This window comes from Tsukamurella sp. USMM236 (assembly GCF_037148755.1).
Taxonomy (GTDB): Bacteria; Actinomycetota; Actinomycetes; order Mycobacteriales; family Mycobacteriaceae; genus Tsukamurella.
In genome coordinates, this window is record NZ_JBBCSS010000001.1 from 418,772 (window position 1) to 434,736 (window position 15,965).

Sequence of the window (15,965 nt, forward strand, 5' to 3'; positions counted from 1 at the left end):
GGCGGACCGGCCGTCGGGAGTAGGTCAGCGGGTGGACGCCGTCTCGTCGACGGGGTCCCACACATCACCCGGCAGGTCGCCGGGGAGGTTCGGGTTGCCGCGCCCGACGAACCGGTCATCGACGCCGCGCTTGGTCATCGCGTCGTAGTCGCGGAGCGCACCGAAGGCCCACTTGCCGAGCAGGGCGATCGCGATCAGGTTCACCGTCGCCATGAGCGCCATCGCGACGTCGGCGAGCATCCAGACGGTGTCGAGCTCGGCGAGGGTGCCGACGCCGACGGCGGCGAGGACGAGGGTCTGCAGGACGCGCAGTCGCTGCCCCTCGAGGCCGAGGAAGTTGAGGTTGATCTCGGCGTAGGAGTAGTTGCCGATGATCGACGAGAACGCGAAGACGAAGACCAGCAGGGCCATCGGCACCGTCGTCCAGGTTCCGAGGACGGCCGAGATCGAGTCCTGCGTGAGCACGGCGCCGCCGGACTCGGGCTCGCTGCCCGGCGTGTAGACGCCGGAGACCAGCACGATGAACGCGGTCGCGGTGCACACGACGATGGTGTCGACGAAGACGCCGAAGGACTGGATGAGTCCCTGCTTCACCGGGTGCGAGACGGTGGCGGTGGCTGCGGTGTTGGGTGCGCTGCCCATGCCCGCCTCGTTGGAGAACAGGCCGCGCTTCACGCCGTTGAGCAGGGCGGCCAGGATGCCGCCGGCGGTGCCGGCGAGGGCCTCGTCGAGCCCGAACGCCCCGGCCACGATCTGCCGGATCACCTCGGGGAAGGCCGTGATGTTGAGGGCCACGATCACCAGCGCGATGGCGACGTAGATCAGCGCCATGACGGGCAGGATCACCTCGGCGACCCTCGCGATGCGTCGCACCCCGCCGTAGAGGATCGGCGCCGTGATCACCATGAGGCCGACGGCGATCCACGCGGTGTCGACGTGGAACGTGGCGGCGAGGGAGCCGCCGATCGTGTTGGCCTGCACCATGTTGAAGGCGAAGCCGAAGGCGAAGATCAGCAGCACGGCGAAGACCATGCCCCAGCGTCGCGAGCCGAGTCCGCGCTGGATGTAGTACGCCGGCCCGCCCCGGAAGCTGCCGTCCGCGTTGCGCACCTTGAACATCTGCGCGAGCGTCGCCTCGACGAACGCCGTCGCCATGCCGACGAGCGCCACGACCCACATCCAGAAGACCGCGCCGGGCCCGCCGAGGACGAGCGCAACGCTCACGCCCGCGATGTTGCCAGTGCCCACGCGCGAGGCGAGGCCCACGCAGAACGCCTGGAACGACGAGATGCCGCCCTCGGCGTCCGAGCGGGACGAGCCGATCGCGCGGATCATCTTGGGCAGCAGGCGGACCTGGACGAACCGGGTGCGGATCGTCATGTAGGCGCCGACGCCCAGCAGCAGGTAGATCAGCACGTAGTTGTACAGGTTCGTGCTGAGCCAACCGATGCCGGTGTTGACGTGGTCGAAGAGCGAGGTCATCCGTTCCTCTCGTGAAGCGTGCGGTGAAACGATGGTTTCACGCGCGCGTTGAAGGCCCCGTCGGGCCTCCCGTGCGCGGGCCGGGCGCCGGTACGCACTGCTAATTGAGTGACCCTCAGTAGGGTCTTTACCCCGGCCTGACCAGCGGGTAGGTTGGACGCCATGCCATCGATCTTCATCTCCGGCGGTGCCTCGGGCATCGGCCGGGCCACTGCCCTGCGCTTCCTGTCCGAGGGGTGGACGGTGGGCGTCTACGACGTCAACGCCGCCGCGCTGGAGGAGTTGAAGGCCGAGCACCCCGCGATCGTGACCGGCACGCTCGACGTGACCGACTACGACCAGTGGGAGGCCGCGCTCGCCGATTTCACGCAGCACACCGGCGGCGGCCTGACGGTGCTCGACAACAACGCGGGCGTGCTCTTCGGCGGCGACCTCGACGAGATCACGCCGCAGCAGATCAAGCTGCAGATCGACATCGACGCGCTCGGCGTCACCTACGGCGCGAAGGCGGCGCTGCCCTACCTCAGGGGGCAGCCGGGCGCGCACCTGGTGAACATCAGCTCGGCGTCGGCGATCTACGGCCAGCCCGGCATCGCGACCTACAGCGCCGCGAAGTTCTACGTCTCCGGCTTCACCGAGGCGCTGGAGCTGGAGTGGGAGAAGCACGGCATCCGCGTCGTCGCGATCTGGCCGCTGTGGGCGAAGACGGCGCTCGCCGAGACCGACGCCAAGAGCACGCGCACCCTCGGCGTGAACATCACGCCCGAAGAGGTCGCAGAGCAGGTGTGGAACTCCGTGCACCCCGGAATCCGGGTGCCCTTCCTGCCCCGGGTCCACTATTCCGTCGGAACCCTGACCACGCTGCTGTCCAATTCGAGTAAATTCGCCCCGAGGTCGGTCGTGCGGCTGATCAACCAGATCACCAGCCAGTAGTACCCGCCGGCTGCATTTCCCATCCGAGAAGGAGTCTCCACCACCGTGATTCAGACCACGATGCAGGACGGCGAGCTGACTATCGCCCGTCTCGTCGAGTACAGCCGCCGCGTCTTCCCCGAGGCCAAGATCACCACGTGGACCGGTGAGGGCCTGCGCGATCTGTCCTTCGCCGAGGTCGGCGACAAGGCCGCGCAGCTGGCCCACGCCCTGACCAAGCTGGGCGTGCAGCGGGGCGACCGTGTGGCGACGTTCATGTGGAACAACAACGAGCACCAGGTGGCCTACGCCGGCGTGCCCGCGATGGGCGCCGTGCTCCACACTCTGAACCTGCGCCTCTCGCCCGAGCAGGCCGTGTTCATCATCAACCAGGCCGACGACAAGGTGATCCTCGTCGACGCCTCCGTCGCGCCTCTGCTCGGCAAGTACCTAGCCGCGACCCCGAACGTGCAGCACGTCATCGTCGCGAACGGCCCGAAGGAGGCGCTCGAGGCGCCCGAGGGCATCACGGTGCACTCCTTCGACGAGCTCATCGCGGGCGAGCCGACCACGTTCGCGTGGCCGGAGATCTCGGAGCGCGACGCGGCCGTCATGTGTTACACCTCCGGAACCACGGGCGACCCCAAGGGCGTCGTCTACAGCCACCGCAGCATCTGGTTGCACTCGATGCAGGTGAACTCGTCGTCGGGCATGGCGCTCGGCAATGCCGACTCCGTGCTCGCGATCGTGCCGATGTTCCACGTCATGTCGTGGGGCCTGCCCTTCGCGGCGATGATGGGCGGCATCACGCTGATCATGCCCGACCGCTTCCTGCAGCCCGAGCCGCTGCTGCAGATCCTCGACGCCACGAAGGCCACCTTCGCCGCGGCCGTGCCCACCATCTGGGCCGGCGTCGCCGCGCAGCTCGCCGTGAAGCCGCAGGACATCTCGCACCTGCGCGAGGTCGTCGTCGGCGGCGCGGCCGTGCCCCCGTCGATGATCCGCGCCTTCGACAAGCTCGGCACCCGCATCGTGCACGCCTGGGGCATGACGGAGACCTCGCCGCTCGGCTCGGTCTCGCGCCCGCCCTTCGGTATCGAGGACGAGACCGAGGAGTTCGCCTACCGCGTCACGCAGGGCCGCTTCCCCGCGTCGGTGCAGGCCCGCCTCATCGACGACGAGGGCAACGAGCAGCCCTGGGACGGCGAGGCGGCCGGCGAGCTCGAGGTGCGCGGCCCCTGGATCACGGGTGCCTACTACTCGCCCGAGGGCAACGTCGTGGACGAGTCGAAGTTCCACGACGGCTGGCTCCGCACCGGCGACGTCGCGTCGATCAGCCCGGACGGCTTCATGACCATCCGCGACCGCACCAAGGACATGATCAAGACCGGCGGCGAGTGGATCAGCTCCGTCGAGCTCGAGAACACGGTCATGAGCAACCCCACCATCGCCGAGGCCGCCGTCGTCGGCGTGCCCGACGAGAAGTGGGACGAGCGTCCCTTCGTGCTGGCCGTGGTCAAGGACGCCGCCGACGCGGACGCCGAGGCGCAGCGCGCTTTCCTCACCGATCTGCTGCCGAAGTGGCAGGTCCCCGAGCGCTGGGCCTTCGTCACCGAGGTGCCCAAGACCTCTGTCGGCAAGTTCGACAAGAAGCTCATCCGCGCCGAGTACGCCGACGGGACCTACACCGTCGTGGAGTCGCGCGGCTGACGCAGCACTGACGACGGGGCCGCCGCAGCCGGAAGGCGGCGGCGGCCCTTGTTCTTTCCGGCGATTCTTACGATTCCGTGAGGTATGCAGACGCCCCTCGCCCGCGGGCTGTCCGCGTGCCACGCTGGATCCATGACCGAGGAGACCGCGAGCCGCACGACCGCCTGGGCCGCCGCGCTGGCGGGCGTCCTGGCCGGGACGGCCGGGCTGGCGGTGGCGGAACTCGTCGCCGCCGTCGTCGCGCCCGGCGCCAGCACGCTGTTCGCGGGCGGGGCCGCGGTCATCGACGCCGCGCCGCCGTGGCTCAAGGACTTCGCCGTCGAGTCCTTCGGTACCGCCGACAAGGCGGTCCTGCTCGGCTCGATGGGCGTGGTGCTCGCTCTGGGGGCCGCGGCCGCGGGCCTGCTCGAACTGCGCCGCCCGCCCTGGGGCGCAGGGCTGTTCGGCCTCGTCGGGATCGTCGGCGCGCTGATCGCGATCCTGCGCCCGGACGCCACGGCGACCTGGGCGGTCCCGAGCCTCGTGGGCGTCGCGACGTCGATCCTCGTCCTGCGCCTGGCGATCCGCCGCCTCCGCCTCCGCCCCGCGCCCGACGCCCCGGAGGACGCCGCCGGGATGGACCGGCGCGGCTTCCTCCTCGTCGCCGGCGCAGCCGCGGGGACGACGGTGCTGGCCCTCGCCGGGGCCCGCCTGCTCTCGGCGGGCGCGACGGCGGTGAAGGCGGCGCGCGAGACGCTCCGCCTGCCCGCGCCGCGGACCCTCGCACCACCGGCCCCGGCCGACCCGCCGATCGCCGGGCTCACTCCCTACGTCACGCCCACGGCGGACTTCTACCGCATCGACACCGCCCTGCGCATCCCGCAACTCGACCCCGCGGACTGGTCGCTCCGCGTCCACGGCATGGTCGACGCTCCCTTCACCCTCACCTGGGACGAGCTGCTCGCGCTGCCGCTGGAGGAGCACCACGCCACGCTCGCGTGCGTCAGCAACGAGGTGGGCGGCGACCTCATCGGCAACGCGCTCTGGCTCGGCCACCCGATCCGGAACCTGCTGGAGCGGGCGCGGCCCCGAGCCGGCGCCGACATGGTGCTCTCGCGCAGCAGCGACGGCTTCACCGCGGGCACCCCTTTGGAGGTGCTGCGCGACCCCGCCCGCGCCTCCCTGCTGGCGATCGGCATGAACGGGGCGCCGCTGCCCGTGATCCACGGCTTCCCCGCCCGGCTCGTGGTCCCCGGCCTGTACGGCTATGTGTCGGCGACCAAGTGGGTGACCTCGCTCAAGGTCACGACCTTCGCGGAGGATCAGGGTTACTGGACTCCGCGGGGCTGGTCGGCGCTCGGCCCGATCAAGGTGCAGTCGAGGATCGACGTGCCGCGCGGCCCCGTCTCCGCCGGCGCGGTGACGGTGGCGGGGGTCGCCTGGGCGCAGCACACCGGCATCGGCGGCGTCGAGGTCCGCGCCGACTCCGGCGCGTGGGTGCCCACCCGCCTCGCCGACACCGTCGGCCCGGACACCTGGCGGCAGTGGAGCGTCTCCCTCCCGCTCGACCGCGGCGAGCACACCCTCGAGGTGCGCGCCACCGACGCCGAGGGCAGGGTCCAGACCGACGCGAAGGCGCCGCCCGCCCCCGACGGTGCCACCGGATGGCACCGCGTCAGCGTCGTCGCCCGCTGAGGCGCTCGGCGCCGTCTATCTAGATGGAGCCTTCCTGCTCGACGACGACGATGCTGGCGGCGCTGACGGGCACAGCCTTGTGCTCGTCGCCGATCTCCGCCACGCAGACGAGCCCGGGGGCGAGCCGCCGCACGTGCTCGTCGCCGCAGTCGTCGCGGTAGTGCATGTCGACCTCGCCGGCGACGACGATGAACACCTCCGTTCCGTCGTTCCGGTGCCACACGTACTCCGAGTCGGTCCAGTGCAGGCGCACGGTCGCGGGGGAGATCGTGGCGAGGGGCAGCGCATCCCACGGCCGATCGGGGGTGAATTCGTCACTCGCGATGAATCGCATGGTCAGCGTCCAGCGACGCACAGGCTGGACGGGTCCTCCATCACCACGCGCACGCCGTAGCCCACGTCGGAGGAGAGCTGGGTCAGCAGGTAGGCGGCCACCGTCGAGATCCGGGTGACGTCCGTGAGGTCGAGGACGATGGTGCTGCCGCTCTGCGCGCGGCCCAGGCTCAGGGCCTCGTGCACGACCTCCTCCACGGCGACGAAGTCCACCTCGCCGCGCAGGCGCAGCACCGTCCGGCCGGTCGACGGGTCGGTGGTGACGGACGCGACGGCGCTCACCGGGGTGATCGACCGGTTCAGCAGGTGCAGCCCGAACTCGCTGCTCATCCGCTGCAGTACCGCGACGCCGCGGCTGGAGTTGCCGGCCTCGTCGAGCGGCGGGCTGAACACGCAGATGCCGTACTCGCCCGGCGTCGCGGCGACGATGCCGCCACCCACGCCGGACTTGGCGGGGATGCCCACGGACACCATCCAGGCGCCCGAGCGGTCGTACATGCCGCAGCCCGTCATCACCGAGAGCGTGTGCTGCGCGACCGCCGCACTCACCACCCGCTCGCCGGTGACGGGGTTGACGCCGCCGTTGGCGAGGGTGCCGCCCATCACCGCGACGTCGTGCGCGTCCACCAGGAGAGAGCACTGCCGGAAGTACGGGTCGAGCGCGTCCTCGATGGGGACGCGCAGCGCGTCCGTCGACCGGGCGAGCGCGGCCAGGGCGAGGTTGCGGAAGCCCGTCTCCGACTCCGACCGGTAGACCGCCTCGTCCAGCTCCAGGTCGCGGCCGGCGAAGCGCGACAGTCCCTCCCGGATCGCGGCGAACCGTTCGGCACCGTCGGCCCCCGGGATCAGCGACGTCGAGACGATCGCGCCCGCGTTGATGAGGGGGTTCTCCGGCCGGCCCGACGGGTCGAAGCTGATGCCGTTGAAGGCCTCGCCGCTGGGCTCGACGCCGATCCGCTCCAGCACCGCCTCGGTCCCCAGCGCCTCGAGGGCCCGCGCGTACACGAAGGGCTTGCTCATCGACTGGATGGTGAAGGGAACGCGGTAGTCGCCGGCGCCGTAGCTGTGCCCGTGGACGGACACCGACGCCACGCCGAAGGCCTCCGGGTCCGCCGTCGCCAACTGGGGGATGTAGTCGGCGACGGCGCCCGGGTGCTCCTCGCGGCGCACGTCGTCGAGCACGCGGGCCATCGCCGCGTTGACGGGGTTGTCGGTGAACCCGGTGAGGCCGCCGGGGCGCTGGTCCGTGCTCGTCTCGCTCATACCGCCAAGCTATCCGACGGTGACCGCCCCCGCCGCCTCGCCGATCCAGGGCAGCACCGCGGCGCGCACGTCGACCCGCCGGGGCAGCAGGCCACCGGCGACGAACAGGTCGGCGGCGCGCTGCTGTTCGTCGAGGAAGTCCTCGGTCACGGGGCCGACGCCGAAGGGGCGCCCGCGCACCGCGGCCTCCCAGGCGTCGAGATCCGCGGGCAATCCGCGCGCCGCGGCGTCGTCGGCGAAGTACGCGGCCGCCTCTCGCGGGTTCGCGGTGACCCAGGCGTCGGACTCGGCGAGCGCGGCCAGGACGGCGCGCACAGCCTCCGGGTTCTCCTCGGCGAGCCGGCGGGAGGTGAACCACAGCGACGGGTGGCTGAACACCGACGCGGTGTCCACGAGCGTCACCAGCTCCGCCCGCGACTCCACGGCGGCGAGGCCGGGGTAGGCTCCGACCCAGGCGTCGATGTCGCCCGCCAGTAGCGCCTCGCCGCCCGCGTGCACGTCGACGTCGACGGGCTCGATGTCGGCCCAGGTGAGCCCGGCGTCGTCGAGCGCGAACAGCACGAGGGTGGTCTGCCACGACCCGTGCGCCACGCCCACGCGCTTGCCGCGCAGGTCAGCGGGGGAGGTGATCCCGCTGCCGGCCAGCGCGACGATCCGCCCGTTCTCGACGCGCGGCCCCGAGATGCCCAGGTAGACCACGTCGTGCCCGGCGCCGAGCGCCGTGATCGGCGGCGTGAAGCCGGTGCCGATCACGTCGTAGCCGCCGTCGGCGAAGAGCCAGTCCGAGTGCAGCGTCGGCAGGCCCGACCGCGGGTCGACGGCCGGCGGCTCGGGGAGGTCGCGCAGGTCGACCCACTCGACGTCGGGGATCGACCGTTCGAGGATGCCGCGGTGGCGCAGGACGAACAGGGAGTTGTTGTGCGGGAAGTATCCGACGCGCAGCGTCATGGTGTGTGCTCCTTGGATTTCCGGGTCAGACGAGGCCGTGCGCGCGGGCGCGGTCGAGGAGGCCGCTGCGGCCCCACTGCGCGACGAGGTTGCTGGGATCGAACTCCTGCGTACCGCCGACCGCCTCGCCGATGGCCTGGTACTGGGCGCCCTCCTCCAGCAGCACCACGAACTTCGCGAGCGCCAGGAGGCCATCGCGGCCGATCACGTTGACGCCGCCGTTGGCCTCGAAGATCGCCGCCAGGTGGGGGGCCCGCTCCAGCTCGCCGAGGATGAACTCGCCGGCGCCGATCGTGCGGTCGATGTGCGGCGGGATCGAGCGCGAGAGGGTGAGCCGCTGGGACGCGGCGTAGCGGATCGGGAGCGGACGGTGCGTCTGCGCGAACCCGCCGAGCCACGGGGTGTGCACGTGCACGACCGAGGTGATCTCGGGGTGCGCGCGGAACAGGTCCGCGTAGGCGGTGACGAAGCCCGCGCCGCCCTCGCCCTGCAGGACCTCGCCGTCGAACGTGGCGACGACGGGGCGGGCGATCGGGGCGTCGGCCCACGGGCCGGGCTCGTTGAGAGCGACCGCGGCCTCGGTGCCGGGGATGCGCTCGACGAAGTTGACGGTGCCGTTGGCGGAGACGGTGCCGGTCTCGCGGAAGACGCGGAAGGCCTTCTGCGCGTCGCGGGCGGTGGCGTCGACGAAGGCGAGCGCCGTGTCGTCGAGGGGGAGCACGGTGGTCATGACGGTCCTTTCGGTGGTGGTCATCCGGCGCGCAGGGCGGGCGCGCGCAGATCGGTGGGAATGCTGCTCCGGAGCAGGGGGAGGACCTCTTCGCCGACCCGGTAGGCCTCCTCGAGGTGCGGATTGCCGGCCAGGATGAAGGCGTCGACGCCGAGCTCGCGGAGCTCGTCGAGCCGCTCGGCGACCTGCTCGTAGCTGCCGACGAGGCCGAAGGCCGGGCCGCCGCGGATCAGGCTGAAGCCGCACCACACGTTGGGCTGCACCTCGAGGTCGCGGTAGCCGGTGATGGTGGTGGGCACCCAGCCGGCGATCCGGGCGGCGCCCACGGAGTCGCCCTGCGCGGCGCGTTCGGCGGCGCCGCGGTCGACGAACGCCCAGCCCTTCTCGATCTCGGCCCAGGCGGCCTCCTCCGTGTGCCGGGCGACGACATCGATCCGGACCGCGAACTTCGGTGTGCGGCCGAGCTTCTCCGAGTGCGCGCGCACCCCGTCGAACTTGGCGCGGAGGTCGGCGTAGGGCTCCAGCCAGGAGAGGTAGTAGTCGGCGTGCCGCCCCGCGGCCTCGACGGCCGCGCCGGAGGAGCCGGAGAAGTACACCTCGGGGAAGGACTGCTCCGCGAGCAGCGGCGGCAGCGCGGCACCGTCGGTGCGGTAGAACCGGCCGTCGTGGTGGAGGGGCTCGCCCCGCCAGACTCCGCGCAGCACGTCGAGGAACTCGCTGGTGCGGGCGTACCGGTCGTCGTGGTCCACCTTGTCGCCCCACCACAGCTGCGGGCGGCCGCCGCCCCCGCTGATGATGTTGTAGACGAGCCGGCCGCCGGTGGCGCGCTGCAGGGTCGCCGACATCCGCGCCGCCTGCACGGGATGCAGGAAGCCCGGCTGGAAGGCGACCATGAAGCGGTAGGTCTCCGATTCGGCGGCCAGGGCCGACGCGAAGGCCCACGGATCCTCGGTGACGGGGAAGCTCGGCAGCAGGCCGCCGACGAAGCCCGCCCGCTCGGAGGCGCGCACCACCGCCGCGGCGTGGTCGATGTAGGCGTAGCCGTCGGGCTCGCCGCCGCGGATCGCCGGGGCGATGTTGCCGGGGCCGATGCCCTGCGCCTCGCCCCGGTTGTAGCGGCGCGGCTCGCGCAGGGAGGCGTGGTCGCCCTCCATGCCGATGCGCCAGTAGAAGTCGACGGTCACGCGTTCGCCTCCTCGGGACGGGGCGCGCGGAGCAGGCGCGCCGACGGGTCGGTCAGGTGCAGCAGGTGCTCGCCGACGCGGTGGATCTCCTCGATGTGCGGGCGGCCGGTGAGGATCACCGTGTCGACGCCCGCCTCGGCGTACTCCCGCAGGCGGTGCGCCACCGTCGAATACGAGCCGACAAGACCGATCTCGTCGCCGAAACCGGCGGCCCGGAAGCCCGCCCAGCGCACGGCGTCGAGGCGGTCCGCCGCGTCGGGCTCCGCGCCGGCCTGGCGGGTCAGCCGGTCGGCGCGGTGCCAGGCCTCGTCGTCGGTCTCGCGGGCGATGACGGGCACCTCCAGCGCGACGCCCACCGTGCGTCCCGTCGCCGCGGCGGCGGAGCGCAGGGCGATGAGCCGGTCCTCGAGCGGCGCGTCCCGTCGCTCGGTGAAGACGTGCACGTCACCGAGGCGGGCGGACAGGGCGAGGGCGGCACCGTCGTCCCCGGCGATCTCCACGCGGGGGAAGGGCAACCCCGAAAGGATGCCGCGGAAGCCGCCGCCCGCCACGTGGAAGTGGTCGCCGTCGTACTCGAATCCCGTGCCCTCGAAGCCGTTCCCGCCCACCGGGTCGCTGTTCCACACGCCGCGTGCGACCTCGAGGAACTCGGCGGCGCGGCGGTACCGCTCCGCGCTCGCGAGCACGTCGCCGCGGGTGCGAGCCTCGTCCGCGTCGGGCTCGGCCTGCAGCCGCCAGCCGAACCGGCCGCGGGAGAGCCGCTGCAGGGTCGCGGAGACCTTGGCGGCGTACACCGGGCTGCCGAAGGTGGGGTCGAACTCCGCCGTCACCCGCAGGTGCCGGGTCGCGCGCAGGGCGGCGCCGGCGACCACCCAGGACTCGTCCCCGGCGGGGTCGCGGGGCACCAGGACCCCGTCGACCCCCGCCAGCTCGGCGGCGTCGACGGCGTCGAGCAGGTCGCGGAAGGCGGTGCGGGTGGGCGGCGTTCCCGCGCGGCGGGCGTCGCCGCGGACGGAGAGCCGCCAGTCCACGCCCGTCATCGGGTGACCCCGGCGCGCTCCGCGATGATCGCCCGGGCGCGCAGCAGTGGCTCCGGCGCGACCCAGGACTCCAGGTCGAAGTCGGCCGCGAGGAAACCGTGCGCCAGCAGGAACTGCTGCTGGCGGCCGAGCAGCTCGAGCCGGTCCTCGTCGAGCGAGGGGTGCAGGCCGGCGATCACGTGGTCGGGGTACGCGGCGGCGGCGCCCTCGGACGCGGAGCCGGTCTCGCGCTGCAGCACCGCGCGGGCCTCACCGGGGTGCTCCGCAGCCCAGTCCGCGGCGCGGAGGCTGCGCACGAGGAAGTCCGTGACCAGGTCGGGCCGCTCATCGAGCAGCGCCTGGTGCACGGTGATCGGGCGGGGCGTGCCGTTGTTCACCCGCGCCGCGCGGTCGGCGGTCGCGTCCAGGTCGACGACGGTGCGCAGCCCGTGCTCGCGCACCACGTCGCGGGCGCGGGCGCCCTTGACGTACACCGCGTCCACGTCGCCGGCGATCAGCCGGTCGACGCCCCACGTGGTGGAGCGGGCCGCGCCGACGACCTGCGGGTCGCCCTCCGCGGGGACCTCGACGAGGCGGGCGTCGGCGACGTCGAGGCCGGCGAGCCGGAGTGCGTTCCGGAAGCCGTGCAGGGCCATCGCGCGCGGGAAGCTGCGGGCGCGGTCCGCCGCCCAGGTCGGCAGCGCGAGCCGGGCGCCCCGCAGGTCCGCCGCGTCGGCGATGGGGGAGTCCGGCCGGACGACGATCGCCTGCGCCTCGTCGATCCAGGTGAGTCCGAGGAGGCGGGTCGGCGAGCCCTCCGCCCGGGCCGCGAGCGCGGGGACGTTGCCACCCTCGCGGATCAGGCCGGGGAGGTCGTGGTCGAAGTGCCGCGCCGCGACGTCGGGGGCACTGTCCTGCAGCACCCTCAGCGTGAGCCCGGCGTCGACGGCGGCGTCCGCGAGCCAGCCGCGGGCGTGCGCGACGCCGCTCGCGGTGGGCACGGGGCAGCGGGTGTACCAGAGGGTGTCGGTGAGCGTGCTGGTCATGGCCTGGCCTCTCCTCGAGGGGACGGTGTGTGCCCGCGCCCCACCCCGAGGTGGGAGAGCAGGCGGGTTCGGTAGTCGAGCGCCGCGGGGTCGGCGCGGTCGCGGGGACGGACGAGGTCGATGTCCTCGTCCAGCACGAAGGCGCCGCCGTGGAGCACGATCACCCGGTCGGCGAGGCGGACGGCCTCGTCGACGTCGTGGGTGACCATGAGGACCGCGGGACGGTGCCGCGCGACGAGATCGCCCACCAGGTCCTGCATCTGGAGCCGGGTGAGTGCGTCCAGTGCGGCGAAGGGCTCGTCGAGAAGCAGCAGCCGGGGCTCGCGCACCAGGGCCCGGGCCAGCGCGACCCGCTGGGCCTCGCCGCCGGACAGGGTGGCGGGCCACTGCCGGGCCTCCTCGCCGAGGTTGACCTCGCGGAGCGCGGCGAGCGCACGCTCGTCGGTGTCGCGGCCGCGGGGCTGGCCGACGGTGACGTTGCGCAGCACCCGCTTGTTCGGGATGAGCCGCGGCTCCTGGTAGACGGACGTGCGGGCGGGAGGGACCTCGACGGTGCCCTCGTCCGGCGCCAGCTGCCCGCTCAACAGGCGCAGCAGCGTGGTCTTGCCGGTGCCGCTGGGGCCGAGCAGCACCACGAACTCGCCGCGGTGCACGGTGAGGTCGATGTCGTCGAGGACGGTCTTGTCGTCGAAGCTCTTCCGCACCCCGGTCAGCCGGACGGCCACGGGCTCGCCGGCGCGGCGATCGGCGGCGGTGGCGGGCGACGGGCCGCGCTCGGCGAGCGGGGGCAGCGCGGATTCGGAGGCAGGCGCGCTCATCGGAACGCCACCTGTCGCCGCCACGGCATCCCGTACCGCTCCGCGACGCGGACGATCGCGTCGAAGATCAGGCCGAGGGCGCCGTAGAGCACGACGCACAGCACCATGTAGTCGGTGCGGTTGTACTCCTGCGCCAGCGTCACCAGGTAGCCGATGCCCTCCTTGGTGCCCACCTGCTCGGCCGCGATGAGGCCGGTGATGCTGATCGCGAGGCAGATCCGCAGGGCCATGAGGATCGCGGGCAGCGCCGCGGGCAGCACCACCTCGGCCACCAATCGCGGCCCGGTGAGCCCGAACTCGCGGGCCGCCTCGACGGTCTTGCGGTCGATGTTGCGGACGCCGAGGTAGGTGTAGGCGTACATCGGCGCGACGGTGGCGACCGCGATGAGCAGGACCTTGAAGACGTCGTCGATGCCGAACCAGGCGATGAACAGTGGCACCAGGGCGAGGAAGGGCACCGCGCGCACGATCTGCATCGTCGAATCCACGAGCTCCTCGCCGAGGGCCGACAGCCCGGAGATCACGCCCAGCGTCAGGCCCACGCCGACGCCGAGCAGGACGCCCGCCCCGGCACGCCGGAAGGAGGCGATGCTGAAGTCCAGCAGCTGCCCGGTCCGCGCCAGCTCGAGGAACGCGGAGCCGACCTGACCGGGGGAGGCGAGGATCTCGGGCCGGAGCAGCCCCGAAGCGGAGCCGGCCCACCAGGCGAGCACGAGCAGCGCCGGGACGAGCAGGCGCAGCGCGATCGACTGCGCACGCGAGCGCGGCCGGCTGCTGCGGACGTCGGGCACGATCAGGGCGTCGGGCACCGTCGACGCCTGGCGTCGGAGGTCGAGGACCGCCATGTCAGCGCCCCTTGCCGGCGGCCGCGCTGTATTCGGCCGCCTTGCTCCGCAGCGGGTACAGCACCTCGGAGGCGGGGACGCGGCGGCTGATGACGGCGTTGTCGGCGAACAGGTCGATCACCGACTGCAGGTCGGCCTCGTCCTCGGCCGTCGGGTAGCGCGGCACGCCGACGACCCTGTCGGAGGCGATGGCGCGGGCGAGCCGGTCGCCGGTCACGGCGCGGGGCCCGGCCTGGTCGAAGACGTTCTGGAAGGCGGCCGGATCCGTGCGCTGCCGCTCCTTGAGGCCCTGGAGCGCGGTGAGGAAGGCGGCGGCCACGTCGGGCCGGGCGTCCAGCACCGCGGTGCGGAAGGCGAGGATCGTGTGGTCGCGCGAGTCGATGGACTCCTCGGTGGCGATCTCGACGCCGCCGCGGGCCCGGGCCTCCTCGTACGGGTCGTTGAACGACGCCCACGCGTCGACCCTGCCGGTCGAGAAGGCGGCCGTCGCGTCGGAGGGCTGCAGGGCGACCCGCTCGACGCGGTCGACGGGGATCTTGGCCTGCTGCAGCGCCTTCAGCGTGATGTAGTCGCCCTTGGCGGCGGCGTTGACGGCGACGCGCTTGCCGGGGAGATCGGCGACGGAGCGGATGCCGGAGTCGGGCCGGACGATGATGCCGCTGCGGCTGCGGTCCTCGTTGTGCGCCACGGCGACGATCCGGACCGGCACGTTCTTCGACAGCGCCCCGACGACGGGGCTGTACGCGCCCTCCGAGACGTCGAGCTGGCCGGCGTTGAACAGCTTGAGGTTCGCGCTGAACGCGGGCGGGGCCTCCACCCACTCGATGCGGGCGCCGAGCGGCTTGAGGGCGTCGTCGAAGACGTGGTCGCGCTTGCCGACGGCGAGCGCACCGGCGTTCTGCGGCGCGGTCACCTTGAGCACGAAGTCGCCGGCGGCGGGCTCCTGGGACGAGCCGCCGCACGCGGTCGTTCCGACGGCCACGAGGGCGGTGATGCCGAGGGCGATGGCGCCGGCGCGGAACCGGTTGGCGGTCATGGTCGAACTCCTCACGAAGGGGAACGGATGACTGGTGAATCTAGGCGGCGCGAGGCGGCAGGCGTAGACATTGCCTTCCGGTGATCGGAATGTTTGACACCGATTTCCGGCGGACGAGCAAGAAGTTTCCCGCTCTATGGAAAATTCAGCGGGTCGTCGCTAGGGTGGCGGCGTGGAGAATTCAGGGGTGCAAACCGTCGCGCGGGCGTTCGAGATCCTCGCCTGCTTCCGCGACGGCGACGCGCTGGGCGTCTCGGAGGTCGCGCGACGGTGCGGTCTCGCCGTGAGCACCACGCACCGCCTGATGGGGAGCCTCGTCGCCGCCGGCTTCCTCGACAAGGACGGCAACCGGTACCGCGTGGGTGGCGCGCTCACCGAGTTCGGCCAGCTCGCGCACCGGCAGTACGGGGCCTACCGCGCGGAGCCGCACCTCGAACTGCTCGCCACTACGGTGGGCGCGAACGCGTCCATCGCGATCCGGCAGGCCGGGGACGCGGTGCTGGTGGCGACGAGCCGCTGGCGCGAGGCGGACGGCGATCGGCTGCAAGGGATCCGGCTCCCCGTGCACGCGAGCGCGCTGGGCAAGGCGCTGCTCGTCTGGGGCGACGCCGCCGACGACCTCTTGGAGCTCCTGCCCTACGAGGGCGGCACCGACCGTTCCGTGACCGGGCCGGACGAGCTGGCCGCCGAATTGGAGCGGACCCGGGACCGCGGCTACGCCTTCAACGACGAGGAGCTGGACGCGGGATTCCGCACCATCGGCCTCCCCGTCCTGCGCGCGGACGGCACCTGCCGGTTCGCCCTCGGCCTGCGCGGCCCGGTGGAGCTGATGACCCCCGAGCGCGTGCCGATGTACGTGGAACTCGCCAGGTCCACGGCCCGCGACATCGCCGACGCGCTCGCCTGACCCCGGCGTCGCCGGGGCCGATCACCGGCCCGAGAGAGCCGCGGATCCGGCGAGTATC

Annotated in this window: 15 protein-coding genes; 4 read left to right on the plus strand and 11 right to left on the minus strand. The window is 72.6% G+C overall.

Annotated elements, in window-relative coordinates; translation table 11 throughout:
- Positions 1 to 24 precede the first annotated feature (24 nt).
- Entirely contained in the window at positions 25 to 1,482 is a 1,458-nt protein-coding gene (locus WFK95_RS01845) for an alanine/glycine:cation symporter family protein (RefSeq protein ID WP_224647695.1), read from the minus strand.
- 162 nt (positions 1,483 to 1,644) lie between these two features.
- Between WFK95_RS01845 and WFK95_RS01850 the strand changes: the two genes are divergently transcribed.
- The 3 genes from WFK95_RS01850 to WFK95_RS01860 all read left to right on the plus strand — a co-directional run bounded on the left by WFK95_RS01850 (position 1,645) and on the right by WFK95_RS01860 (position 5,778).
- Positions 1,645 to 2,415 (plus strand): SDR family oxidoreductase, encoded by a 771-nt coding sequence (locus WFK95_RS01850; RefSeq protein ID WP_224647694.1) that lies wholly within the window; start codon positions 1,645 to 1,647, stop codon positions 2,413 to 2,415.
- A 45-nt stretch (positions 2,416 to 2,460) separates the two neighbouring features.
- Positions 2,461 to 4,104, plus strand: a complete 1,644-nt coding sequence (locus WFK95_RS01855) for a long-chain fatty acid--CoA ligase (RefSeq protein ID WP_336669713.1) — start codon at positions 2,461 to 2,463, stop codon at positions 4,102 to 4,104.
- A gap of 132 nt (positions 4,105 to 4,236) precedes the next feature.
- A complete protein-coding gene (locus WFK95_RS01860; protein WP_336669714.1) occupies positions 4,237 to 5,778 on the plus strand; it encodes a molybdopterin-dependent oxidoreductase in 1,542 nt (513 codons plus the stop codon).
- Positions 5,779 to 5,797: 19 nt separating this feature from the next.
- Here WFK95_RS01860 and WFK95_RS01865 read toward each other — a convergent pair whose 3' ends face one another.
- Genes WFK95_RS01865 through WFK95_RS01910 form a run of 10 tightly spaced genes read right to left on the minus strand, consistent with a single transcriptional unit; the run spans position 5,798 to position 15,000 of the window.
- On the minus strand, positions 5,798 to 6,112 hold the full coding sequence (locus tag WFK95_RS01865; protein ID WP_224647691.1) for a cupin: 315 nt from the start codon (positions 6,110 to 6,112) through the stop codon (positions 5,798 to 5,800).
- 2 nt (positions 6,113 to 6,114) lie between these two features.
- A complete protein-coding gene (gene glsA, locus WFK95_RS01870) occupies positions 6,115 to 7,374 on the minus strand; it encodes a glutaminase A (protein WP_336669715.1) in 1,260 nt (419 codons plus the stop codon).
- A gap of 9 nt (positions 7,375 to 7,383) precedes the next feature.
- Complete coding sequence (locus WFK95_RS01875) at positions 7,384 to 8,322, minus strand: ABC transporter substrate-binding protein (protein ID WP_224647689.1); 939 nt, start codon at positions 8,320 to 8,322, stop codon at positions 7,384 to 7,386.
- Positions 8,323 to 8,347: 25 nt separating this feature from the next.
- Positions 8,348 to 9,052, minus strand: a complete 705-nt coding sequence (locus WFK95_RS01880) for a class II aldolase/adducin family protein (RefSeq protein WP_443081513.1) — start codon at positions 9,050 to 9,052, stop codon at positions 8,348 to 8,350.
- A 20-nt stretch (positions 9,053 to 9,072) separates the two neighbouring features.
- Positions 9,073 to 10,236, minus strand: coding sequence for an LLM class flavin-dependent oxidoreductase (locus tag WFK95_RS01885; RefSeq protein ID WP_224647687.1), 1,164 nt, complete (start codon positions 10,234 to 10,236; stop codon positions 9,073 to 9,075).
- Positions 10,233 to 11,276 carry an LLM class flavin-dependent oxidoreductase gene (locus WFK95_RS01890; RefSeq protein WP_336669717.1) on the minus strand — a complete coding sequence of 348 codons (1,044 nt, stop codon included), beginning with the start codon at positions 11,274 to 11,276 and terminating at the stop codon, positions 10,233 to 10,235. The genes WFK95_RS01885 and WFK95_RS01890 overlap by 4 nt, the downstream gene beginning before the upstream one ends.
- Entirely contained in the window at positions 11,273 to 12,301 is a 1,029-nt protein-coding gene (locus WFK95_RS01895) for an ABC transporter substrate-binding protein (protein ID WP_224647685.1), read from the minus strand. Before WFK95_RS01895 ends, WFK95_RS01890 begins: the two co-directional genes overlap by 4 nt.
- On the minus strand, positions 12,298 to 13,119 hold the full coding sequence (locus WFK95_RS01900) for an ABC transporter ATP-binding protein (RefSeq protein WP_224647684.1): 822 nt from the start codon (positions 13,117 to 13,119) through the stop codon (positions 12,298 to 12,300). Before WFK95_RS01900 ends, WFK95_RS01895 begins: the two co-directional genes overlap by 4 nt.
- Positions 13,116 to 13,964 carry an ABC transporter permease gene (locus WFK95_RS01905; RefSeq protein ID WP_224647683.1) on the minus strand — a complete coding sequence of 283 codons (849 nt, stop codon included), beginning with the start codon at positions 13,962 to 13,964 and terminating at the stop codon, positions 13,116 to 13,118. The genes WFK95_RS01900 and WFK95_RS01905 overlap by 4 nt, the downstream gene beginning before the upstream one ends.
- A gap of 1 nt (position 13,965) precedes the next feature.
- Positions 13,966 to 15,000, minus strand: coding sequence for an NrtA/SsuA/CpmA family ABC transporter substrate-binding protein (locus WFK95_RS01910; protein WP_224647682.1), 1,035 nt, complete (start codon positions 14,998 to 15,000; stop codon positions 13,966 to 13,968).
- Positions 15,001 to 15,172: 172 nt separating this feature from the next.
- Here WFK95_RS01910 and WFK95_RS01915 point away from each other — a divergent pair, with 172 nt between their 5' ends.
- Positions 15,173 to 15,907, plus strand: a complete 735-nt coding sequence (locus WFK95_RS01915; protein ID WP_224647681.1) for an IclR family transcriptional regulator — start codon at positions 15,173 to 15,175, stop codon at positions 15,905 to 15,907.
- The last annotated feature ends 58 nt before the right edge of the window (positions 15,908 to 15,965 follow it).